This is a genomic window from Pseudomonas psychrophila HA-4 (assembly GCF_000282975.1).
GTDB lineage: Bacteria > Pseudomonadota > Gammaproteobacteria > Pseudomonadales > Pseudomonadaceae > Aquipseudomonas > Aquipseudomonas psychrophila_A.
Genome location: NZ_ALJC01000131.1, coordinates 19,939 through 42,313 on the forward strand (window position 1 = coordinate 19,939; position 22,375 = coordinate 42,313).

The following is a 22,375-nucleotide window of genomic DNA, read 5'->3' on the forward strand; positions in this document are numbered from 1 at the left end:
ATATAACATCAACCACGAGCAAGAACCTTGGCCAACGCCTCAAGCAAGCGGGTATTTTCCGCCGGCAGACCAATAGTGATACGCAAGTGATTTGGCATACCGTAGTTGGCAACCGGACGCACAATCACGCCCTCACGCAACAAGCCTTGGTAAACAGGGGCTGCCAGCTGACCCAGGTCCAGCGCAATAAAATTGCCCTTGGAGGGAATCCAGCCCAGACCCAATTCACGGAAACCATCTTGTAACTGCTGCATGCCCGCCTCGTTCAAGCGACGGCTTTCAGCCAGATAGTCAGCATCTTGCAAGGCTGCACAAGCAGCTGCCAACGCCAGGCTGTTGACATTGAATGGCTGGCGAACACGATTCAACACATCAGCCACAACTGCTGTCGACAAACCGTATCCAACCCGCAAGGCAGCCAAACCATAGGCCTTAGAGAACGTGCGCGACACGAGCAAATTCGGATAGGCCGACAAGAACTCCAAGCCATCAGGCAGATCACCACCTTCCGCGTATTCGATATACGCCTCGTCCAGAACCACCAACACTCGCTCAGGGACGTCCTGCAAAAACTCGTTCAGCGCCTGCGCACCAAACCAGGTACCCGTCGGGTTGTTCGGATTGGCAATGAACACCACGCGCGTGTTGTCATCAATCGCCGCTAGCATGGCCGGCAGGTCATGCCCCCAGTCGTTGGCAGGCACTACCCGCGCTTGCGCACCCACGGCTTGAGTCACAATCGGGTACACGGCAAACGCATGCTCACTGAACACAGCATTCAGGCCGGGCGCCAAGTAAGCACGAGCTACCAGCTCCAGAATGTCGTTTGAGCCATTACCCAAAGTCACTTGATCAAGTTGCACGCCACACTGTTCAGCCAACAAGGTTTTGAGTGCAAAACCATTACCGTCTGGATAGCGCGTCAACTCGGCCAATTCTTCTCGTATGGCGGTCAGCGCCTTGGGACTCGCGCCCAAAGGATTTTCGTTGCTGGCCAATTTAACGATCGTGGACGGATCAATATCCAGCTCACGCGCCAACTCGTCCACAGGCTTGCCCGGGACGTATGGCGAAAGTTGTTGCACGCCTGGCTGTGCCAGGGCGAGGAAATCAGCGCTCATGTGAACCGCCTCAAAGAACCGCTTTCGGGTAGGAGCCCAGCACCTTGAGTGCTACGGCTTCTTGACTGATCTGTTCCAGCACGCTTTTAACCAATGGGTCGCGGTGATGGCCAGCAAAGTCGATGAAGAACACATAGGTCCACTTACCGCTACGCGACGGGCGTGTCTCGATACGGGTGAGGTCGATTCCGTTCTCATAGAACGGCACCAACAACTCATGCAGCGCACCTGGACGGTTGCTCATCGACACGATGATCGAGGTTTTATCATCCCCGGTCGGCGGGACTTCTTGGCTGCCAATCATCAAGAAACGCGTGGAGTTGTCCGGGCGATCTTCGATTTTTTCAGCCAGGCGCGTCAGGCCATACAAACCTGCCGCCATGTCGCCGGCAATCGCTGCCGAGTTCCACTCACCCTTGACCCGCTTGGCGGCTTCGGCATTGCTTGAGACTGCAATACGCTCGACATTCGGGTAATGCGCGTCCAGCCACTTACGGCACTGCGCCAGCGACTGGGCATGCGAGTAAATACGACTGATGCTGTCGGTCTTGGTATTTTCGCCAACCAGAAGATGATGGTGAATGCGCAGCTCAACTTCGCCACAGATCACCATGTCGTGCTCAAGGAAGCTGTCCAGCGTGTGATTGACTGCGCCTTCCGTGGAGTTCTCCACCGGCACCACACCAAAGTTGACGGCGCCCGCCGCCACTTCCCGGAACACTTCGTCAATCGCAGCCATTGGCTTGCTGATGACCGCATGGCCGAAGTGCTTCATGGCCGCCGCTTGGGTGAAGGTGCCTTCGGGACCCAGATAAGCCACTTTGAGCGGCTGCTCCAACGCCAGGCAAGAAGACATGATTTCACGGAACAAACGCGCCATCTCTTCGTTACCCAGCGGCCCCTTGTTACGCTCCATCACACGCTTGAGCACCTGAGCCTCACGCTCAGGCCGATAAAACACCGGCACCTCGCCTTCAGCCAGCGAGGCCATTTTGACCCGAGCCACTTCCTGAGCACAGCGAGCGCGCTCGCTGATCAGCTCCAGAACTTTTTCGTCCAAGCTGTCGATACGCAGGCGCAGAGCCTTGAGTTCTTGTTCGGACATTAGCCGTGTTCCTTCTCGAACTCTGCCATGTAAGCCACCAACGCATTGACTGCATGGATGTCCACAGCGTTATAGATCGATGCGCGCATACCGCCCACCGAGCGATGCCCCTTAAGGTTGAGCAAGCCGCGCGCCTCAGCGCCTACCAGGAATGGCTTATCGAGACGGTCGTCTGCCAGACGGAACGGCACGTTCATCCACGAGCGATCGGTCTTGTTGATCGGGTTGCTGTATAAGCCGCTGGCGTCAATGAAGTCGTACAAAGTACGTTTCTTAACTTCATTGAGCTTGCCGATGGCTTCAACGCCGCCCTGCTCTTTTAGCCATTCAAACACCAGACCCGACAGATACCAGGCCAAGGTTGGGGGCGTGTTGTACATCGAGCCATTGTCGGCCGCGACCTTGTAATCAAGCATGGTCGGGCAGATCGAGCGCGCACGACCAAGGAGGTCTTCACGGACGATGTTAACCACGATACCGCTTGGACCGATATTTTTCTGTGCGCCCGCATAGATCATACCGAAGCGGGAAATATCGACCGGACGCGACAAGATGTCCGAGGACATGTCGGCAATTAGGGGCACATCACCGGTTTGCGGGATCCAGTCGAATTCCAGACCGCCAATGGTTTCGTTGGGCGCGTAATGCACGTAGGCCGCGTCTTTTGTCAGATTCCACTCGTTCTGACCGGGAATAGCGAAGTAATCGTACGGCTTGGCACTGACAGCAACGTTGACGTGGCCGTAGCGCGAAGCCTCTTCGATAGCTTTCTGTGACCAAATACCGGTATCGATGTAATCCGCCGTGCCAGTCTCAGGCAGCAGATTCAAGGGGATTTGGGCAAATTGCTGGCTAGCGCCGCCCTGCAAAAACAGGACCTTGTAGTTCGAGGGGATAGACAGCAGGTCACGCAGGTCCTGCTCAGCCTTGGTTGCAATGGACACGAACTCATCGCTACGATGGCTCATTTCCATAACCGAGAGCCCTTTGCCATGCCAGTCGAGCAACTCGGACTGGGCACGCAACAGGACGGCTTCAGGAAGCGCAGCTGGACCTGCGCAGAAGTTATAGGCTCGTTTGCTCACATCCACTCTCGCTCTGATTTGGTGGGTCTTGCAATAAATCGGAGGGCATTGCGCAGCACAGCGAGGCGACGCAACGCCAACATTCATCTTGGACATACAACAAGGGGGCGAATCTTCATCCGCCCCCTGTGTGTCCGCTTATTCCTGCGGCTGCTCTTCGTCAGCGCCCGCCTCTAGCGGCTGCTCGTGGTCGACGCCATCGTGGATGACCTCGCCCTCAAGCTCGACTGCGCTATCGACCTCACCTTCAAGCTCTTCGCCTTCGACTTCCGATGGCTCTTGAACCCGCTCAAGTCCTACCAGCGTTTCATCGCTGGCCAGCTTGATTAAGGTAACGCCCTGGGTGTTACGACCCAGGCTAGACACTTCGTCAACACGCGTACGAACCAAGGTGCCCTGGTCAGAAATCAGCATGATTTCCTCGCCGTCCTGCACCTGGACCGCACCGACCAGACGGCCGTTACGGTCGTTGCTGACCATGGCGATGACGCCCTGACCACCACGCTTGTACTCAGGGAACTCACTGATCGCTGTGCGTTTGCCATAACCACGTGCCGAAGCGGTGAGGATCTGGCTGCCTTCTTCAGGAATGAGCATCGAGATCAGTTTCTGACCTTCTGGCAGACGCATGCCGCGCACACCACGAGCGGTACGGCCCATCGCACGCACATCAGACTCTTTAAAGCGGGTGACCTTGCCGCCGTCGGAGAACAGCATCACTTCGCGTTCGCCATCGGTGATTGCAGCACTGATCAGCACGTCACCTTCATCCAGCTCCAGCGCGATCAAACCAACGCTACGTTGACGGCTGAAAGATTCCAGCGGGGTCTTCTTCACGGTGCCGTTAGCGGTTGCCATGAAGATGAAGTGACCCTCGGTGTATTCCTCAACCGGCAGCATGGTGGTGATATATTCACCATCGTCCAACGGCAACAGGTTCACCAGAGGACGACCACGCGCAGCGCGGGAGGCTTCTGGAATTTCGTAGGTCTTGAGCCAGTACACCTTGCCTTTGCTGGAGAACAGCAACAGCGTGGTATGGCTGTTGGCAACCAAGAGGTGAGCGATGTAGTCCTCATCCTTGATGCCTGTGGCCGACTTGCCTTTACCGCCACGACGCTGAGCCTGGTACGCAGCCAGCGGCTGAGTCTTGGCATAGCCACCGTGGGAAATAGTCACCACACGCTCTTCTTCTGGAATCATGTCGCCCAGTGTCAGGTCGAGACGATGATCCAGAATTTCGGTACGACGAACATCGCCGTACTCGGCACGAATGACTTCCAGCTCTTCACGGATCACTTCCATCAAGCGCACAGCGCTATTGAGGATGCGGATCAGCTCGCCGATCTGGTTCAAAATTTCTTGATATTCAGCCAGCAGCTTCTCGTGCTCAAGACCGGTCAAACGGTGCAGGCGTAATTCAAGAATGGCTTGCGCCTGCTCTGGCGACAGGAAGTACTTACCGTCACGCAGACCGTATTGCGGATCGAGATTTTCCGGACGGCACGAATCAGCACCAGCACGTTCAACCATCGCCACAACTGCCGTCGACTCCCAAGGGGTGCTGATCAGCGCTTCTTTGGCTTCAGACGGCGTTGGCGATGCCTTGATCAACGCGATCACAGGGTCGATGTTGGACAGCGCAACCGCCTGACCTTCAAGGATATGACCACGCTCACGCGCTTTGCGCAGTTCGAAAACGGTGCGACGCGTGACAACTTCGCGACGGTGACGCACGAACGCTTCAAGCAGATCCTTGAGGTTCAGGATGCGCGGACGGCCGTCGATCAGGGCAACGATGTTGATCCCGAACACCGCTTGCAGTTGGGTCTGTGCGTACAGGTTATTGAGAATAACCTCTGGCACTTCGCCACGACGCAGTTCGATCACCACACGCATACCGTCTTTGTCAGACTCGTCACGCAACTCGGTGATGCCTTCGAGCTTTTTCTCTTTGACCAGTTCGGCGATCTTTTCGATCAAACGCGCCTTGTTCAACTGGTAAGGCAACTCGGTGATCACGATCTGTTGACGACCACCGACCTTGTCGATGTCTTCAATGATCGAGCGGGCACGCATGTAAATACGGCCACGACCGGTGCGATAGGCTTCGATGATGCCAGCACGACCGTTGATAATCGCGGCTGTCGGGAAGTCCGGACCTGGGATGAACTGCATCAGCTCATCGATGCTCAACTCAGGGTTGTCGATCAACGCCAGACAGCCGTCGATAACTTCGCCAAGGTTGTGCGGCGGGATATTGGTGGCCATGCCCACAGCGATACCGCTGGAGCCGTTGACCAACAAGTTGGGGATGCGCGTCGGCATGACCGCCGGGATCATTTCCGTGCCGTCGTAGTTCGGCACCCAATCCACGGTTTCCTTGTGCAAGTCGGCCAGTAACTCGTGGGCCAACTTGGTCATGCGCACTTCGGTATATCGCATGGCCGCGGCGTTATCGCCGTCAACCGAACCGAAGTTACCCTGACCGTCTACCAGCAGGTAGCGCAGGGAGAATGGCTGAGCCATTCGAACGATGGTGTCGTAAACAGCAATATCACCATGCGGGTGATACTTACCGATCACGTCACCGACCACACGGGCAGATTTCTTGTACGGCTTGTTCCAGTCGTTATTCAGTTCGCTCATCGCAAACAGCACACGCCGGTGCACGGGCTTCAAGCCATCGCGTGCATCAGGCAGTGCCCGCCCGACAATTACGCTCATTGCGTAGTCGAGGTAGGACTGTTTCAGCTCGTCTTCGATATTGACCGGGAGGATTTCTTTGGCCAGTTCGCCCATGAGAAGCCTGATTCCTTTTTCGGGTGAAACTTCGCCACATCCATTCGGGACGAACGAAGCTCGCCGTCGCTGGCCACGTGCCACGCAACGACTTACGACAAATCAACGAGTTATGCTACGGATTTGCGCAGTAAGGGCAACCCTTGCAGGGCACCCCGGAAACCGCCGAATGTTATCACAATTGGCGTGCTTCGCAGCTACAAGCTTCAAGCGACAAGCTGCAAGTTCACAGCGCATAACAAGATTAACGCGTCTCGCAGCCTTGGCTTCAAGCTTGGCGCTTACAACTTGTCGCTTATAGCTGCCTCAGTGCAATCGCTTGCGACACATCAACTGAGCCATTTTGGCTGCGTCCGGACGCTCCACAATACCCTTCTCGGTCACGATAACGTCGATCAAGTCTGCAGGAGTCACATCAAACACCGGATTGAACGCCTGAACATCGGCGCCGACACGCTTACCCCCGACCTCCAGCAACTCACTACCATCACGTTCTTCAATCGGAATGTCATCGCCACTGGCCAAGTCCATGTCGATGGTCGAACTCGGCGCAACCACCATAAAGCGCACGCCATGGTGCATCGCGTTGACCGCCAACTGATATGTGCCGATTTTGTTCGCAACATCACCATTGGCAGTAATGCGGTCGGCACCCACGATCACCCACGTCACGCCCTTGGTTTTCATGATGTGAGCCGCCGCCGAGTCAACATTCAATATGACTGGAATACCTTCGTTAGCCAGCTCCCATGCGGTCAGGCGCGACCCTTGTAGCCAGGGCCGGGTCTCATCGGCATAAACCTGCTCGATCATGCCTTCAATCCAGGCACCTCGAATTACCCCAAGCGCCGTACCAAATCCACCGGTCGCCAGTGCACCAGTGTTGCAGTGCGTCAGCACCGTCTGAGCATTGCCTTGATGCCGACGAATCACATCAACACCCAGCTGCGCCATCGTCAGATTGGCCTCACGATCACTCTCATGTATTGCAATCGCTTCGTCTTCAAGCACTTGCAAAACATCAGCATTGTCTTTGCTGCGCGCCAGACGATCGCGCATGCGATTGAGCGCCCAAAACAAGTTAACTGCGGTCGGACGCGAGTTCGCCAGCAGGGTAAAATCCTGCTCCAGCGCCGCGACCCAGTCGCCGCCTGCACCCTTGCGCGCACGAACAGCCAGCACCACCCCATAAGCCGCAGCAATACCAATCGCCGGGGCGCCGCGCACAACCATATCGCGAACGGCCTGAGCGACCCCTGCAACCCCGGTAAATGCCAACCAGCTCTCTTCAAAGGGCAAGCTGCGCTGATCCAGCAGATACAGGGCCTCACCCCGCCAATCAATGGCCTTTACCTTTTCTGCCGCCAACAACTGATCGCGCATGACTTCCCCTATCACCCTGATACAAAGCCACCGATTATAGCGAGCCCACCCTTAAGACGCTCGGGTATACTCGCCTCCTTTTTTATAATGCACGGGAAGCCGTTTTAGATGCCAACCCAAACCTTGACCTTCGACTTACTGCTGCTACCCACCTGGCTGGTGCCTGTTGAACCCGCTTCAGTTGTACTCAAAGATCATGGCGTTGGTATTCGGGACGGACGCATTGTGTTTATTGGCCCGCGCCATGTGGCCTTGAAGCACACAGCCCTTGAAACCCGCGAACTGCCAGACATGCTGCTCAGCCCAGGGTTGATCAATGCCCACGGCCACGCTGCGATGACCTTGTTCCGCGGCATGGCCGATGACCTACCACTGATGACCTGGCTGGAAAAACACATCTGGCCAGCCGAAGCCAAATGGGTCGATGAAGCATTCGTGCGCGACGGCACCGACTTAGCCATTGCCGAGCAGCTCAAAGGCGGTATCACCTGCTTCAGCGATATGTATTTCTTCCCGAAAGTGGCCAGCGAACGCGCGCACAACAGCGGCATCCGCGCCCAAATAGCGATTCCGATTCTCGATTTTCCAATTCCCGGCGCCAGCTCTGCAGATGAATCCCTGCGCCAAGCAGTCGAGCTATTCGGCGACCTGAAATACCACCCGCGCATCAAAATCGCCTTCGGCCCACATGCGCCTTATACCGTAGGCGACGAAAACCTGGAGAAAGTCCGGGTGATTGCCGACGAGTTAGACGCCTCGATTCAAATGCATGTGCACGAAACCGCTTTCGAAGTGCAACAGGCCGTCGAACAAAAGGGTGAGCGCCCAGTGGCCCGCCTCGCACGCCTGGGCCTGCTAGGCCCGCGCTTCCAAGCCGTTCACATGACTCAGATCAGTGATGACGACCTGAGCACGCTGGTAGAAAGCAACTCCAGCGTGATTCATTGCCCCGAATCCAACCTGAAACTGGCCAGTGGCTTCTGCCCGGTTGAGCGTTTATGGCAGGCGGGTGTCAATGTCGCGGTTGGCACCGACGGGGCAGCCAGCAATAATGACCTCGACTTGCTCGGCGAAACACGCACTGCAGCCTTACTGGCCAAAGCGGTTTCAGGTTCAGCCACAGCCCTGGATGCACATCGTGCACTGCGCATGGCAACGCTAAACGGCGCACGCGCCCTAGGCCTTGAAAGTGAAGTGGGTTCAATTGAGGTCGGCAAAGCGGCCGATATTGTGGCATTTGACCTGAGCGGACTGGCGCAACAGCCTGTTTATGACCCCGTATCACAGCTGATCTACGCCACCGGCCGAGAGTGCGTGAAGCACCTGTGGGTTGCAGGCAAGCAACTGCTCGACAATGGCCAATTGACCCGCATGGATGAACAACACCTGTGCGCGACTGCCAAAGCCTGGGGCGAGCGTATAAATAGCCATACTCATTGATTCCAATCCTCAGGGTTCAGACCCTGAGTTTTACCAGGATTTTTCAGCTTTAGAGGATTTACCCATGAGCAACGTCGACCACGCCGAGATCGCCAAATTCGAGGCGCTTGCCCATCGCTGGTGGGACCGCGAAAGCGAGTTCAAACCGCTACACGACATCAACCCGTTACGCGTCAACTGGATTGACGAGCGCGTGCAACTGGCTGGCAAAAAAGTGCTAGATGTCGGTTGTGGCGGCGGCATCCTCAGCGAATCAATGGCTCAACGCGGCGCGACCGTGATGGGTATCGACATGGGCGAGGCACCACTGGCCGTTGCACAACTGCACCAGCTCGAATCCGGTGTAAACGTTGAATACCGCCAGATCACCGCTGAAGAACTGGCGCTCGAGATGCCTGGGCAATTCGATGCAGTGACCTGCCTTGAAATGCTGGAGCACGTGCCAGATCCAGCGTCCGTGATCCGCGCCTGCTACACGATGGTCAAACCCGGCGGCCAAGTATTCTTCTCAACCATCAACCGCAACCCGAAATCCTATTTGTTCGCGATTATCGGCGCTGAATACATCATGAAGCTGATCCCACGCGGGACCCATGACTTCAAGAAGTTCATTCGCCCGTCAGAACTGGGTGCCTGGAGCCGTCAAGCCGGCCTGAGCGTCAAAGACATCATCGGCCTGACGTACAACCCGCTGACCAAGCACTACAAACTGGCCAACGATGTAGACGTCAACTACATGATCCAGACCCTTCGCGAGGAGTAATACATGCGTTTAAGAGCAGTTCTTTTTGACATGGACGGCACTCTGCTCGACACCGCGCCGGACTTTATCGCCATCTGCCAGGCCATGCGTGCCGAACGCGATCTGCCGCCGATTGCTGACAAGCTGATTCGCGATGAAGTCTCCGGGGGGGCGCGCGCAATGGTCGCCGTCACCTTTGGCATGGACCCTGAATCTCCAAACTTCGAAGCCCTGCGCCAAGAGTTTCTGGAGCGCTATCAGCGTGACTGTGCTGTACACAGCAAGCTGTTTGACGGCATGGCCGAACTGCTGGCAGACATCGAAAAAGCTCATTTGGTGTGGGGCGTCGTGACCAACAAACCGGTTCGGTTTGCCCAGCCGATCATGGAACAACTGGGGCTGGCCGAGCGTTCCGCCGTGCTGATCTGCCCTGACCATGTCACCCGCAGCAAACCCGATCCAGAACCGCTGATCTTGGCCTGCAAAATGCTCAACCTTGATCCGGCCAGCGTGCTGTTTGTGGGTGACGACCTGCGCGACATCGAGTCGGGACGCGATGCAGGCACCAAAACTGCCGCTGTGCGTTATGGCTATATCCACCCCAACGACAACCCGAACCATTGGGGCGCAGATGTTGTGGTTGATCACCCGGCCGAGTTGCGCAAGGTGCTGGATAACGCAATATGCAGCTGCTAACACACAGACGCAGCACGCGATCATTGCTTTTTGTTGAGGTGTTTTATGTTTGATTACTCCGCCCGCCCCAACCTGCTCCAGGGCCGCGTCATTTTGGTCACCGGCGCGGGTCGCGGCATTGGTGCCGCAGCTGCCAAAACCTACGCGGCACACGGCGCAACCGTGCTACTGCTCGGCAAGACAGAAGCCAACCTGAGCCAGGTTTACGACGACATTGAAGCCGCAGGACATCCACAACCGGCTGTCATACCTTTCAACCTCGAAACCGCGTTGCCGCATCAGTACGACGAGCTGGCCGCGATGATTGAAAGCGAGTTCGGCCACCTTGACGGCCTGCTGCACAACGCCTCGATCATCGGCCCACGCACGCCACTTGAACAGTTGTCCGGCGAGAACTTCATGCGGGTCATGCAAGTCAACGTCAACGCTACGTTTATGCTCACTAGCACCCTACTGCCGCTGCTCAAGCTGTCGCAGGACGCTAGCGTGATCTTCACGTCCAGCAGCGTTGGGCGAAAAGGCCGCGCCTATTGGGGTGCTTACGGCGTTTCGAAGTTCGCCACCGAAGGCTTGATGCAAACCCTCGCCGACGAAGTTGAAACTGTTTCACCCGTTCGCTCCAACAGCATCAACCCTGGTGCCACCCGGACCAGCATGCGCGCATTGGCCTACCCAGGCGAAAACCCGCAGAACAACCCAGAGCCGCAAGCCATCATGCCGGTCTACCTGTACCTGATGGGGCCGGACAGCACCGGAATCAACGGACAGGCATTCGACGCACAATAAACGCATCGCCACAAAAAAACCGAAGGGAGCGCTCGCACGCATCCTTCGGTTTTTTATGCCAGCTGTGTTGATCTTCACGCACGCGTTGCGCTACCTGAATACCTCGCAGACGCTAACGCGCCTGCAACCAATCAGCTCACTTCCAGCTCTTTATGCTCACGCACTACAGGGGCTTTTTCGTATTGCATACAGCTCTGCAAAAACAGGTACTTGTAGTCATAGCTCTTGCAAATCGCTTTGCGCAATTCGGTTTTCAGCTCCTGACTCGGGTTCATCCCCGCCAGAGTGCAGATAATTTCCAGCGCTTCCCAAGGATGTTCATCGTCATATTGGGCGTGCATCTTTAGCCATTTCATTGCGCGCTTGCGCCCTTCCTGCGGGAAGGAATCTTCGTAGATGCTTTTGGAGCATACGACAGCAGCCCACTCACCCACCGCCCCTTCGATCGCGTAGTTGGTCGCTGCCATCGACACCGCCAGCGAATCCGTCGCGCAGCTATGCCAGCACCAGTCATTGAGGGCCTGAAATTCGGCCGGAATATCCTGTGCGTTCATGTCGTCAAGGCTGACATCATGCGCGCGCGCCCAGTTCACCCAATAGTCTGCATGGTTTAACTCAACCCGGATGTTGCGAATCAACCAGCGGCGCGCCATGTCTTCGCCAGGGTGGCGGCCATAACGGGTTTTGCCTAGGTTGTGCCCCATGTAAAGAGAGAACTGCTCGACCACCGGCCAGCCTCCGATCAGGTAAAGGCGCATGGTCTTTTCGCTGAGCGTGTTATCACGCATACGCTTATAGACTTCATGCTCAACCACCCGCCGCTTGCTTTCGCTGCAATCGCGGATCAGTTGCTGTGCCCACTCGGGGTAACTGGTCGCATCCATAAGAGGCCCAGTACGGTTGAATACGTCGATCACTATCGGGTTCCTTCTGAAAGGTGATGTTCAAAAAACCAGTAGCACTTAGCGCAAAGTGCCCGGCAACTTCAAAGCCAAAGGTCTGGGGCGCTTGGGCCGGTACCACAAACTGTCACACGTGAACACGTGCGGGCGTTCAACAACATAACCCTGCGCAAAGTCGACGCCGATCTCGACCAAAGCCTGCTCGATTTTCGAGGATTCGACGAATTCGGCAATCGTACGCTTACCCATAACGTGCCCGATATGATTAATCACTTCTACCATAGCCCGATTAATTGGATCATCAAGCATGTCTTTTACAAAGCTGCCATCAATCTTTAAAAAATCGACAGGCAGGTGTTTCAGATAAGCAAATGAAGACATCCCTGCACAAAAATCATCTAAAGAGAATTGGCAACCCAGCGCCTTAAGATCATTGATAAAGCGAATGGCGCTACCCAAATTGGCAATCGCGCTGGTTTCCGTGATTTCGAAACAAATCTGGCTAGGTGAAACGCCATAGCATTCAAACTGCTCGTGCAAGAACGCGAGAAAATCATCATCACCAATAGTCGTGCCCGAGAGGTTGATGGCACACGTGGCCATCGGTCGCCCATCACCCTGGGCCGAACACTCGGAAATGATCTTGAACACATTCTCGACCACCCAACGGTCAATGGAGGTGATCAAACCATAACGCTCAGCCGCCGGGATAAAACTGTCAGGCAGGATCATGCGTCCGTTTTCATCTTCCAGACGCAACAAAATTTCAATGTGGCCGCTGTCTTCCTGGGCGCTCCCCAGTGGAACGATCGCTTGTGAGTAGAGGCAGAAGCGGTCTTCTTCCAACGCAACATGCAAACGCTGTACCCATGCCATTTCACCAAAGCGTAATGACAGTTCAGAGTCATCCTCGTGATAAACCTGTACCCGGTTGCGCCCTTTCTCCTTGGCCATGTAGCAGGCCATGTCCGCCGCACGCAAGGAGGCCTCCAGCGTCACCGGCATTTGATGGATATGCACCAGGCCAATGCTGATGGTGTTCAGAAACGGACGGCCCTTCCAGGCAAAATGCAGGCTTTGCACCGTCTGACGCAGCCCTTCAGCAATTTTTTCGGCCATATCAGCCGGACAATTCTCCAGCAAAATGCCGAATTCATCGCCGCCCAGTCGCGCCAAAGTGTCACCTTCACGCAGGCCGGATTGCAAAAGTGCACAGATATGACGCAGTAACTCGTCACCCGCCGCATGCCCGCAGGTGTCATTAACCAGCTTGAACTGATCAAGATCGAGGAACATCAGCGCATGCCGCCCCTGCTGGCGGGTCAGATTTTGCAGCACCAAGTCCAGGCGATACTCAAACTCGCGCCGATTAGCCAACCCGGTCAGCGCATCATGGGTCGCCTGCCAAGACAAGTTAGCTATGTACTGGCGCTCTTGAGTCATGTCATGCAGCACCAGCACCGCCCCGCTAACCTTGCCTGCATGCAAGAGGGGCGCCCCCACCAGCGTGACGGCCACCGTGCTGCCGTCCATGCGCTGAATCAACTTGGAGTGTTCGCTGTTGTCATCTAACTGACCGCTGAGCACGCGATCTATCAGCTTGAAGCCATCTTCTGGCGCGCCTTCATCAAGCAGTTTGAACAATGCCCCGAGCGGCACGCCTTGAGCCTGCTCGGACTTCCAGTGAGTCAGCCGCTCGGCAGCCGGGTTCATGTAGGCGATAGCCCCATTCACATCGGTACTGATAACCCCATCACCAATGGATTCCAAGGTGATCTGCACCCGCTCCTTCTCTAACTGCAACGCTTCAGCAAATGCACTACGTTGCAGCAGAATTTTTTGCGTACGCAGCAGCGCCAGAGAAATTAGCCCTAGGGCCGTGGCTAGGTTGGTGATGACCAGCAACTTCAGAATAAAGCGCGACGCTTCGCCCAACGCGTCGCTAAACGCCTTAGCAGCCGGCGTCACCGCCTCATTGATGGTGTAGATCTGCCCCTTCCAATGCTTGATGTCAGCTTCTGACGCCTGTTGGGTGCTGATAAGTCGATGCATCTCTTGCGCCAGATTATCGAGCTTGACCAGATAATCATCGCCCACACTCCATTTCTGGATGGCCTTGTCCAGATAGCTGAAGTTGCGAAAGTTTTGATAGAACCAAATAAGGCTGGAGACATCTTCAGGGCTATTACCGCCCTGCAGGATGCCTTCGCGGGCCGCCGCTATGTCAGGCGACGATTGATCCAGTGCCGCCCTAAGCTTATGGCCACCCAGGGGTACCAGAATGGACTGCTCGTACTGCTCGAAAATAGAAGGATCGCGACTGTCGGCATATAGGCTTAGAAAGTAGATCGCATCTTTCTGACCTTTGGACCATAAACTTTCACCTGCTACATACCCCCTCACCGCAGAGAGCATATAGAGGCTCACACAGCCCAATAACGCCTGAAACAGCACTACCGCAATAAAGGGCCAGACAATCCCTAACAAATGCGGTGTTCCAAAGGTATTTTTTGGCTTCATGAGTTCCCTTTGCTTCAAGCTGCCAGATGAACTCCAGAGAGAGAGCCTAAGAAATCAGCCTAGGCTAATTTCCGACATTTGGAACAACTCCTAGTGCTGGTAAACACCCAATAAGCTCACGCGGCTAGCATTCCGGTCACTCGCCTCAGGTTTGCTGTAAATGCCCGTACAATTTTGCATAAAGGCCGCCCTCAGCAATTAACTGCTGGTGGTCACCGTCTTCAGCAATGTGCCCACCATCAAACACCAACACCCTGTCCGCCTGTTTTACCGCAGAAAGTCGGTGAGCGATGATCAAAGTCGTGCGCCCGCTCAAGAATTTTCCTAAAGCGTGATGCAGGTTGTATTCGGTGGCCGCATCAAGGGCGCTGGTGGCCTCATCGAGAATCACTATCTTGGGCTCGGCCAGTACCATCCGGGCAATCGCCAAGCGCTGGCGCTGCCCACCCGACAAGCGCACACCTGAACGCCCGACAATGCTGTCCAAACCGTGGGGCAAGGTCAGAATAGTGCCATCGAGTTGAGCGATTTCCAGTGCACGCCAGCAAGCTTCATCGGTGCGCTCACGCCCCATGGTCAAGTTGGCCCGCACCGTATCGTTGAACAGCGCAGGATGCTGCAACACCACTGCCACATGCTCGCGAATGGTCTCTAGGCCAATGTCTGGTTGACTGACACCTGCAAAGGAAATGCTCCCAGACTGCGGCGTATACAACCCGAGCAGCAGTTGCACCAAAGTACTCTTGCCGCCGCCACTGGTGCCGACAATCGCCACTTTCTCGCCGGGCGCAATGCTCAGGTTGAGCTGATCCAGTACGCGCTCTTCGCCATAACTGAAACTCAGGTCACGAATATCGATACCCACTGTCTCGCGCCCCGCAAACGGGTTAACGCCGCCCTGGTATTGCGGCTCATCTGCACGCGCCAGCAATTGGTTGATACGCGTCAGCGCCCCGCCTGCCGCATAAAAAGCGTATTGCAAATTCAACAGTTGTTCGACCGGCCCGATCATGAACCACAGGTAGCTAAACACCGCCAGCATTTGGCCAATCGACAAGTCGGAGAACAGCACAGTCAGCATCGCCGCCGCACGGAAAATATCGATACCGAACTGGAACAACAAACCACTGGCGCGGTTAGATGCATCACTTTTCCATTGCGAGGCGACGGCAAAATCCCGCACTTCACGCGCCCGCTGCTGCAGACGGCCGAGGAAAAACGCCTGACGGTTACCCGCGCGTACTTCTTGAATGGCATCAAGAGTTTCAGTCAGGGCTTGAGTAAAACGCGCCGTGCTGTCGTTTTCGAGCTTTTTAAGATGCTTGATGCGCTTGCCCAATTGCACCGTGGCGTAAATCACCAGCGGGTTAAACAACAGGATCAACAACGCCAACTGCCAGTGCATCCACAGCAAAATCGCCGACGTTCCGATCAAGGTGAGCATTGCCACCAAAAACCGGCTTAACGTCTCGCCAACAAACTTGTCGAGGGTGTCGAGGTCGGTGACCAGATGAGTCGTTACGGTGCCGCTGCCAAGGCTTTCATATTCCGCCAGCGAGATACGTTTTAAGCGCTCAATCAAACGCACGCGAATACGAACCACTATGTCTTTGGCCAGCAGTGAAAACAGCCGTGCCTGCAACACGTTGAACAACAGCGCGCCTGAACGCAGCAGCAACGTCATCAAGAGCATCAGGCCGATATAGCCCACCGACGTCTGCCACGCAGAAGGCAACGCGTTGTTCATCACTTTCAACGCCGCGTCGCCATGCCCCAGCAACACTTCGTCCACCAACAACGGCAATAGCAACGGGATCGGCACGCTGCACAACGTAGCCAACACCGCCACGCCATTGGCAATCCACAACGCTTTTTTATGGTGCAGGGCCAAGCGCCGTATTTCGGCCCAACTCAGACGATCAGCGGTACGGGAGGTGGACAACGTCGAAGAGGGATCAGACACTCGCGGCACGTTCAAGCCAACGACCCAACAGATCAGCCAGCGGTTCAAGCGGCTGATAGCCGTTGGTCAGCAATGCCAATTGACCATTACGCTCGGCCAGCAAGGTGGGGAACCCGGCAATGCCCAAATCCTGAACCCAGGTGAAGTCTGCAACCGTGGCCGCATGCTGCTCGAGGCTGTCAAACGCAGCGGCGAACTCAATTCGAGGGACACCGGCCTGCTCGGCAAGCTCGACCAGCAACGCTGTTTGCGTCACGTCCAACCCTTGCACATAAAACGCCTGCTGAATGAGCTTAAGCAACGCCCACGCGCACTCAGGTTCCAGACTGCGCGCCGCTACCACCGCACGACACGCGGGCTCACAGTCATAGACAAAACCCTCAGGCAACGCACCTTCAAAACGGAACGCTTGCCCAGTGGCCTCGGCGACCGCCTGCCAATGTTCAAGAATGTAACGTCGAGCGGCAGGCTCCAACGCTGCCCCGCTGCCAGTGCGCAACCCGCCCACTACCAAGTGCAACTCCACACCTGCGGCGTGCGCCTGCTCAACCAAGGCTTGTGCAATAGGCGCAAAACCCCAACACCATGAGCACATCGGATCCATCACATAGAGCAGGCGCGCAGACATATCAGGCCTCGGCAGGTTTGCGGTAGTTGTGACCAATCGGGTGTGGCTGATTGCGGGCCTTGGCCAGTTCAATCTGCTTTTGACGGTCAATCGCGCTGCGACGCGTTTTTTCGCTCAGCTTGTCCCAGCAATGCGGGCAACTGATCCCCGGCTGGTAGTGCTCAGATTCACGGTCGGCAGCGCTGATAGGGGTACGACAGGCATGGCACTGATCGTACTCGCCCTCGGTCAGGTCGTGACGCACGGTGACACGGTTATCAAACACGAAGCAGTCGCCTTGCCACTTGGTTTCTTCCTGCGGCACGGCTTCGAGGTACTTCAGAATCCCGCCTTTAAGGTGATAGACCTCGTCAAACCCCTGGCTAAGCATATAGCTCGATGCTTTTTCACAACGAATGCCGCCGGTGCAGAACATGGCGACTTTCTTGTGCTTGGCCGGGTCGAAGTTGGCTTTGATGTAGTCAGGAAACTCACGAAAACTGGTGGTTTTCGGATCGATGGCACCTTCAAACGTGCCAATCGAGACTTCGTAGTCGTTACGGGTGTCAATCAATAACACCTCTGGATCGCTGATCAGCGCATTCCAGTTCTCGGGGTCGACATAGGTTCCGACTTTTTTGTTCGGGTCCACACCGTCAACGCCAAGTGTCACGATTTCTTTCTTCAGCTTGACCTTGGTCCGATAGAACGGCTGATCTTCGCAGTAGGATTCCTTGTGGTCGATATCGACCATGCGCGGATCGTTTCTGAGCCAAGCCATCAGCCCGTCGATCCCTTCGCGGCTGCCGGAAACGGTGCCGTTAATGCCTTCTTCAGCGATCAGCAAAGTGCCTTTGATACCGTTATCAACCATTGCCTTGAGCAAGGGTTCGCGCAGTTCGACGTAATCTTCAAGGGTGACGAATTTATACAGTGCAGCTACAACAATTGACGCGCTCATCGTGTCTCTCTCCAGGTGGCTACCCTCGCAAAGGGCGAACCGGATACCAAAAAAAACGCGCCGACTAAGCGGCGCGCTGCGGATTCTAGCAAAAAGCCGTCTTAGTGCCCACCGCCGGCACAGGTCGGCGAGGCCGGGGCTGTGCCGATTTTCGCCCACTCTTCAGGCGTATACGTGTGCAGCGCCAACGCATGGAACTCAGCCATCAAGTCACCCAGCGTGGCGTAGACCTTTTGGTGGCGCTTGACGCTATTGAGCCCGGCGAACTGCTCGCTGACCACCACCGCCTTGAAGTGGGTCTGCAACCCGCGACTGTGCATGTGGCTTTCATCCAGCACGTTCAAATGCTCGGGTTGCAACGCGCTCAGCGTCGTTTCGATACGTTGTTGCATGTTCATTCAGGCTCCGCTTACTTCTTCTTGGCAGGGGCAGCTTTAGGCTCCAGCTCGGCAGTCATGTCAGCCAGCAGCTTGTTGACCACAGGCACCGCGCTTTCCAGCTTGGCCTGAGTCATTTGGGCAGATTGCTGAGTCAGCTGAGGCATTTTTTCCAGGACTTTCTTGCCCAGTGGCGACTGGTAGAACTTCACAAGATCGTTAAGCTCGGATTCGCTGAAGTTGGTGGTGTACAGCTTGATCATGTCTGGCTTGAGCTTGTCCCAGCCAATGGCTCGATCCAGAGCGGTGTTGGCTTTAGCCTGGTAGGTTTCCAGCAAAGCTTGCTTGGACGCTGGCGCTTTGGTCTGCTCAAAACGCTGGGCAAACATTTGCTGCACTTGCATGTACACCGGAGTACCCAGCTTGTCGGCGTGTGCCAGTTTGAGGAACGTTTCAGCACTGGCAGCGTGGCTGGCTGCATCGGCAAAAACCTGGCCGCTGGCGCATACCAGAGCAACTGCAGTACAGATGGCGCGAAGACGGGTCATCGAGTTTCCTTTATCTAGCAAGCGAGGTCGAACCCCAAGGGCGCCCATTCTGCGCCTAACAAAGAGTGTCACTCAACCCCGAGACTGATAGCGGTTCTCAACAATCCGACAAAAGCCTCTAAAACCAAAGTTTGAACCTCTTTTGGTAATCAGCGCCTAAGCTGACTGATCAACCGCTTAGGAGAAAAACCAGATGAGCCGCATCGAGACCGACAGCCTGGGTGAAGTGAACGTACCGGATGAGGCCTATTGGGGCGCTCAGACTCAGCGCTCGCTGATTAACTTCGCCATCGGCAACGAGAAAATGCCGCTGGCTGTGCTGCACGCTCTGGTACTGATCAAAAAGGCGGCGGCGCGGGTCAATGATCGCAACGGTGACTTGCCTGCCGACATTGCACGCCTGATTGAACAAGCGGCAGACGAAGTGCTCGACGGCGAACATGATGATCAGTTTCCGCTGGCCGTGTGGCAAACCGGCAGCGGCACCCAGAGCAACATGAACGCCAATGAAGTGATCGCCGGTCGGGCCAACGAGCTCGCAGGCAAAGGCCGCGGAGGCAAGTCGCCGGTACACCCGAACGACCACGTCAACCGCTCGCAAAGCTCCAACGACTGCTTTCCTACCGCCATGCACATCGCCGCCGCCAAGGCTATACACCAGCAGTTGTTGCCCGCGATCAGCGAATTGTCCGGCGGGCTTGCCGAATTGTCGGCGCGCTACATGAATCTGGTTAAAACGGGCCGCACCCACATGATGGATGCAACGCCCATCACCTTCGGCCAAGAGCTTTCGGCCTATATCGCCCAACTTGATTACGCCGAGCGCGCCATCCGCGCCTCGCTGCCAGCGGTGTACGAGCTCGCTCAGGGCGGGACTGCCGTGGGCACCGGGTTGAATGCCCCGCACGGTTTTGCCGAAGCCATTGCCGCAGAACTTGCGGCATTGTCCGGTTTACCATTTGTCACCGCGCCCAATAAGTTTGCCGCGCTGGCCGGGCATGAGCCACTCACCACGTTGTCGGGCGCCCTGAAAACCCTGGCGGTGTGCCTGATGAAGTTGGCCAACGACTTCCGTTTGCTGGGCTCAGGTCCACGCGCAGGATTGGCAGAAATCAGACTGCCAGCCAATGAACCGGGCAGTTCGATCATGCCGGGCAAAGTTAACCCGACCCAATGCGAAGCCTTGTCGATGCTGGCCTGTCAGGTTATGGGCAATGACGTTGCAATCGGTTTCGCGGCCAGTCAGGGACATTTGCAACTCAACGTCTACAAGCCCGTGATCATCCATAACCTGTTGCAGTCGATTCAGTTACTGGCCGATGGCTGCACCAATTTCAATGAACACTGCGTAACGAGCCTTGAACCGGACGCCGCAAAAATGGCTGAACATCTAGAGCGCGGGCTAATGCTGGTCACAGCCCTCAACCCGCATATCGGCTATGACAAGTCCGCACACATCGCCAAAAAGGCCTATGCAGAGGGGTTGACCTTGCGCGAAGCCGCGCTGGAGTTGGGCTATTTGACCGATGAAGAGTTCAGCCAGTGGGTACGCCCTGAGAACATGCTGAGCCCGGGCAAGCATTAAAACCGTAGGAGCGAGCTTGCCTCGCGATCTTTTGATGTTTTAAAAGATCGCGAGCCACGTTGGCTCCTACATTTACTAAGGTGTGGCGTCGCTCACCCTTAGATACGAATCATGGCTTTGCCCTTCTTAGCGTGCTTGTCGCTCCTCTCAAAGGCTGCTTCCAACGCCTCGTTGATGGTGCGCAACACTTTTACCCGCGCCCAGCGCTTGTCATTGGCCGCGACCAATGTCCAAGGAGAAATCTCGGTGCTGGTGCGATCAACCATGTCGCACACAGCGGTGCGATACAGGTCCCATTTTTCGCGGTTGCGCCAGTCTTCTTCGGTGATTTTAAAACGCTTGAACGGAATGGCTTCACGCTCCTGAAAACGCTCCAGCTGGGTTTGTTTATCAATCGCCAACCAGAATTTGACGACGATCACCCCCGCATTCCTCAATTGCTCTTCAAAATCATTGATCTCGCCGTAAGCCCGCAACCAGTCCGCCTGGCTGCAAAAGTCTTCCACCCGCTCGACCAGCACCCGGCCATACCACGACCGGTCAAAGATCGTGAACTTGCCACGCGCAGGTATCTGCCGCCAAAAACGCCAGAGGTACGGTTGTGCACGCTCGTCCTGAGAAGGCGCGGCGATCGGCACGATGTTGTATTGGCGCGGGTCGAGCGCGGCAGCCACACGACGAATCGCCCCCCCCTTACCTGCTGCATCGTTACCTTCGAATACGGTAATCAGCGCATGCCGACGCATACGTTTGTCACGCATCAAGCCCGACAAACGCGCCTGTTCGGTAATCAATTGTTCCTGATAGTCGTCCTTCTCCAAGTGCCGGGTCATGTCCAGACAATCAAGCAGGCTCAGGCCATCACGGTTTTCAGGCAACGGCGGCACGTTAATTGGACGTACCCGCGTCTTGGGAGCATTTATCGCCGCTTGCAGACCTTCCAGCAGAATTTTGCCCACGGTCAGACTGCGATAATTCGGGTCGACACCTTCCACGATGTGCCACGGCGCGTAGTCACGGCTGGTACGGCGAATCACACGTTCGCCGTAACGCACAAACTTGTCGTAGGTTTGCGACTGCTGCCAGTCCAGAGGGCTGATACGCCAACTGTGCAGCGGGTCGTCTTTAAGCGCGTTGAGGCGTGCTTTCATTTGTTTTTTAGACAAGTGGAACCACAGTTTGAAAATCACCGCACCTTCATCACACAGCATTCTTTCGAGCCGCTCGGCAGCGGTAATGGCTTGATCAAGCACCGCGTCCTTGATGACGCCATGCACCCGCCCCTGGAGCATTTGGCTGTACCAATTACCAAAAAACACGCCCATCCGACCTTTGGCCGGTAAATGACGCCAGTAGCGCCACGCGGGAGGGTGAGCCAGCTCTTCGTCGGTCTGCTGGTCAAAAGTGCGTACTTCAATCAGACGCGGGTCCATCCACTCACTTAACAGTTTGACCGTCTCGCCCTTACCCGCGCCTTCGATGCCATTAATCATCACAATGACTGCCGTGCGCTTTTGTTGCTGCAAGTCGTACTGCGCCTCAAGCAGGGCTTCACGCAAGGCGGGAACTTCTTTGTCGTAAGTTTCTTTATCGATGGAATGACCGATTTCAGCAGATTCAAACATAGGAAGCTCCCTGGCAAGATGCGACAAGCCTAGCCGATTGCGCTTTGGCTCGTCGGAACAAAGCTCAAAAACTGTCATGAATCAATCGCTCTGTGGCCGATCAGCTAGAATGGCCGCCTTGCCGTTG

18 protein-coding genes are annotated in these 22,375 nt (G+C 55.9%); 5 read left to right on the forward strand and 13 right to left on the reverse strand.

The window, feature by feature from the left end; all coding sequences use genetic code 11:
- Positions 1–8 precede the first annotated feature (8 nt).
- The 5 genes from hisC to mtnA form a co-directional block, all read right to left on the reverse strand.
- On the reverse strand, positions 9–1,121 hold the full coding sequence (gene hisC / locus B347_RS0123035) for a histidinol-phosphate transaminase (RefSeq protein WP_019412053.1): 1,113 nt from the start codon (positions 1,119–1,121) through the stop codon (positions 9–11).
- A gap of 10 nt (positions 1,122–1,131) precedes the next feature.
- Positions 1,132–2,226 (reverse strand): prephenate dehydratase, encoded by a 1,095-nt coding sequence (gene pheA / locus B347_RS0123040; protein WP_019412054.1) that lies wholly within the window; start codon positions 2,224–2,226, stop codon positions 1,132–1,134.
- Positions 2,226–3,311, reverse strand: a complete 1,086-nt coding sequence (gene serC / locus B347_RS0123045; protein WP_026014375.1) for a 3-phosphoserine/phosphohydroxythreonine transaminase — start codon at positions 3,309–3,311, stop codon at positions 2,226–2,228. Before serC ends, pheA begins: the two co-directional genes overlap by 1 nt.
- Before the next feature lie 138 nt (positions 3,312–3,449).
- The gene (gyrA, locus tag B347_RS0123050) at positions 3,450–6,113 is read right to left on the reverse strand and encodes a DNA gyrase subunit A (RefSeq protein ID WP_019412056.1); all 2,664 of its coding nucleotides are present in this window, start codon (positions 6,111–6,113) and stop codon (positions 3,450–3,452) included.
- Positions 6,114–6,419: 306 nt separating this feature from the next.
- Positions 6,420–7,496, reverse strand: a complete 1,077-nt coding sequence (gene mtnA, locus B347_RS0123055) for an S-methyl-5-thioribose-1-phosphate isomerase (RefSeq protein ID WP_019412057.1) — start codon at positions 7,494–7,496, stop codon at positions 6,420–6,422.
- 108 nt (positions 7,497–7,604) lie between these two features.
- On the opposite strand from mtnA, the gene B347_RS0123060 reads away from it, so the two are divergent.
- The 4 genes from B347_RS0123060 to B347_RS0123075 all read left to right on the forward strand — a co-directional run bounded on the left by B347_RS0123060 (position 7,605) and on the right by B347_RS0123075 (position 11,160).
- Positions 7,605–8,936: a TRZ/ATZ family hydrolase gene (locus B347_RS0123060; RefSeq protein WP_019412058.1), complete on the forward strand. Its 1,332-nt coding sequence runs from the start codon at positions 7,605–7,607 to the stop codon at positions 8,934–8,936.
- Positions 8,937–9,000: 64 nt separating this feature from the next.
- Complete coding sequence (ubiG, locus tag B347_RS0123065) at positions 9,001–9,699, forward strand: bifunctional 2-polyprenyl-6-hydroxyphenol methylase/3-demethylubiquinol 3-O-methyltransferase UbiG (protein ID WP_019412059.1); 699 nt, start codon at positions 9,001–9,003, stop codon at positions 9,697–9,699.
- 3 nt (positions 9,700–9,702) lie between these two features.
- Positions 9,703–10,374, forward strand: coding sequence for an N-acetylmuramic acid 6-phosphate phosphatase MupP (mupP, locus tag B347_RS0123070; protein WP_026014376.1), 672 nt, complete (start codon positions 9,703–9,705; stop codon positions 10,372–10,374).
- A gap of 45 nt (positions 10,375–10,419) precedes the next feature.
- Positions 10,420–11,160: a YciK family oxidoreductase gene (locus tag B347_RS0123075; RefSeq protein WP_019412061.1), complete on the forward strand. Its 741-nt coding sequence runs from the start codon at positions 10,420–10,422 to the stop codon at positions 11,158–11,160.
- A gap of 131 nt (positions 11,161–11,291) precedes the next feature.
- On the opposite strand, the gene B347_RS0123080 is transcribed toward B347_RS0123075, so the two are convergent.
- The 7 genes from B347_RS0123080 to B347_RS0123110 all read right to left on the reverse strand — a co-directional run bounded on the left by B347_RS0123080 (position 11,292) and on the right by B347_RS0123110 (position 19,038).
- Positions 11,292–12,077, reverse strand: coding sequence for a TenA family transcriptional regulator (locus tag B347_RS0123080; protein ID WP_019412062.1), 786 nt, complete (start codon positions 12,075–12,077; stop codon positions 11,292–11,294).
- A 45-nt stretch (positions 12,078–12,122) separates the two neighbouring features.
- Entirely contained in the window at positions 12,123–14,582 is a 2,460-nt protein-coding gene (locus B347_RS0123085; protein WP_019412063.1) for an EAL domain-containing protein, read from the reverse strand.
- 145 nt (positions 14,583–14,727) lie between these two features.
- Complete coding sequence (locus tag B347_RS0123090) at positions 14,728–16,524, reverse strand: ABC transporter ATP-binding protein (RefSeq protein ID WP_026014377.1); 1,797 nt, start codon at positions 16,522–16,524, stop codon at positions 14,728–14,730.
- Positions 16,525–16,537: 13 nt separating this feature from the next.
- Positions 16,538–17,173, reverse strand: a complete 636-nt coding sequence (locus B347_RS0123095) for a DsbA family protein (protein WP_019412065.1) — start codon at positions 17,171–17,173, stop codon at positions 16,538–16,540.
- Position 17,174: 1 nt separating this feature from the next.
- Complete coding sequence (locus tag B347_RS0123100; protein ID WP_019412066.1) at positions 17,175–18,113, reverse strand: rhodanese-related sulfurtransferase; 939 nt, start codon at positions 18,111–18,113, stop codon at positions 17,175–17,177.
- A gap of 101 nt (positions 18,114–18,214) precedes the next feature.
- Positions 18,215–18,511 (reverse strand): BolA family protein, encoded by a 297-nt coding sequence (locus tag B347_RS0123105; RefSeq protein ID WP_019412067.1) that lies wholly within the window; start codon positions 18,509–18,511, stop codon positions 18,215–18,217.
- Between the two features lie 11 nt (positions 18,512–18,522).
- Positions 18,523–19,038: a DUF2059 domain-containing protein gene (locus B347_RS0123110; RefSeq protein ID WP_019412068.1), complete on the reverse strand. Its 516-nt coding sequence runs from the start codon at positions 19,036–19,038 to the stop codon at positions 18,523–18,525.
- 193 nt (positions 19,039–19,231) lie between these two features.
- On the opposite strand from B347_RS0123110, the gene B347_RS0123115 reads away from it, so the two are divergent.
- Positions 19,232–20,623 carry a class II fumarate hydratase gene (locus B347_RS0123115; protein ID WP_019412069.1) on the forward strand — a complete coding sequence of 464 codons (1,392 nt, stop codon included), beginning with the start codon at positions 19,232–19,234 and terminating at the stop codon, positions 20,621–20,623.
- Between the two features lie 98 nt (positions 20,624–20,721).
- Here B347_RS0123115 and pap read toward each other — a convergent pair whose 3' ends face one another.
- Complete coding sequence (gene pap, locus B347_RS0123120; RefSeq protein WP_019412070.1) at positions 20,722–22,248, reverse strand: polyphosphate:AMP phosphotransferase; 1,527 nt, start codon at positions 22,246–22,248, stop codon at positions 20,722–20,724.
- Positions 22,249–22,375 lie beyond the last annotated feature (127 nt).

Excerpts from the sequence above, each read along its gene's own strand:
- hisC (WP_019412053.1), bottom strand. The coding sequence starts at position 1,121 with ATGAGCGCTGATTTCCTCGCCCTGGCACAGCCAGGCGTGCAACAACTT.
- pheA (WP_019412054.1), bottom strand. The coding sequence starts at position 2,226 with ATGTCCGAACAAGAACTCAAGGCTCTGCGCCTGCGTATCGACAGCTTG.
- gyrA (WP_019412056.1), bottom strand. The coding sequence starts at position 6,113 with ATGGGCGAACTGGCCAAAGAAATCCTCCCGGTCAATATCGAAGACGAG.
- mtnA (WP_019412057.1), bottom strand. The coding sequence starts at position 7,496 with ATGCGCGATCAGTTGTTGGCGGCAGAAAAGGTAAAGGCCATTGATTGG.
- B347_RS0123060 (WP_019412058.1), top strand. The coding sequence starts at position 7,605 with ATGCCAACCCAAACCTTGACCTTCGACTTACTGCTGCTACCCACCTGG.
- ubiG (WP_019412059.1), top strand. The coding sequence starts at position 9,001 with ATGAGCAACGTCGACCACGCCGAGATCGCCAAATTCGAGGCGCTTGCC.
- mupP (WP_026014376.1), top strand. The coding sequence starts at position 9,703 with ATGCGTTTAAGAGCAGTTCTTTTTGACATGGACGGCACTCTGCTCGAC.
- B347_RS0123075 (WP_019412061.1), top strand. The coding sequence starts at position 10,420 with ATGTTTGATTACTCCGCCCGCCCCAACCTGCTCCAGGGCCGCGTCATT.
- B347_RS0123085 (WP_019412063.1), bottom strand. The coding sequence starts at position 14,582 with ATGAAGCCAAAAAATACCTTTGGAACACCGCATTTGTTAGGGATTGTC.
- B347_RS0123095 (WP_019412065.1), bottom strand. The coding sequence starts at position 17,173 with ATGTCTGCGCGCCTGCTCTATGTGATGGATCCGATGTGCTCATGGTGT.
- B347_RS0123100 (WP_019412066.1), bottom strand. The coding sequence starts at position 18,113 with ATGAGCGCGTCAATTGTTGTAGCTGCACTGTATAAATTCGTCACCCTT.
- B347_RS0123105 (WP_019412067.1), bottom strand. The coding sequence starts at position 18,511 with ATGAACATGCAACAACGTATCGAAACGACGCTGAGCGCGTTGCAACCC.
- B347_RS0123110 (WP_019412068.1), bottom strand. The coding sequence starts at position 19,038 with ATGACCCGTCTTCGCGCCATCTGTACTGCAGTTGCTCTGGTATGCGCC.
- B347_RS0123115 (WP_019412069.1), top strand. The coding sequence starts at position 19,232 with ATGAGCCGCATCGAGACCGACAGCCTGGGTGAAGTGAACGTACCGGAT.
- pap (WP_019412070.1), bottom strand. The coding sequence starts at position 22,248 with ATGTTTGAATCTGCTGAAATCGGTCATTCCATCGATAAAGAAACTTAC.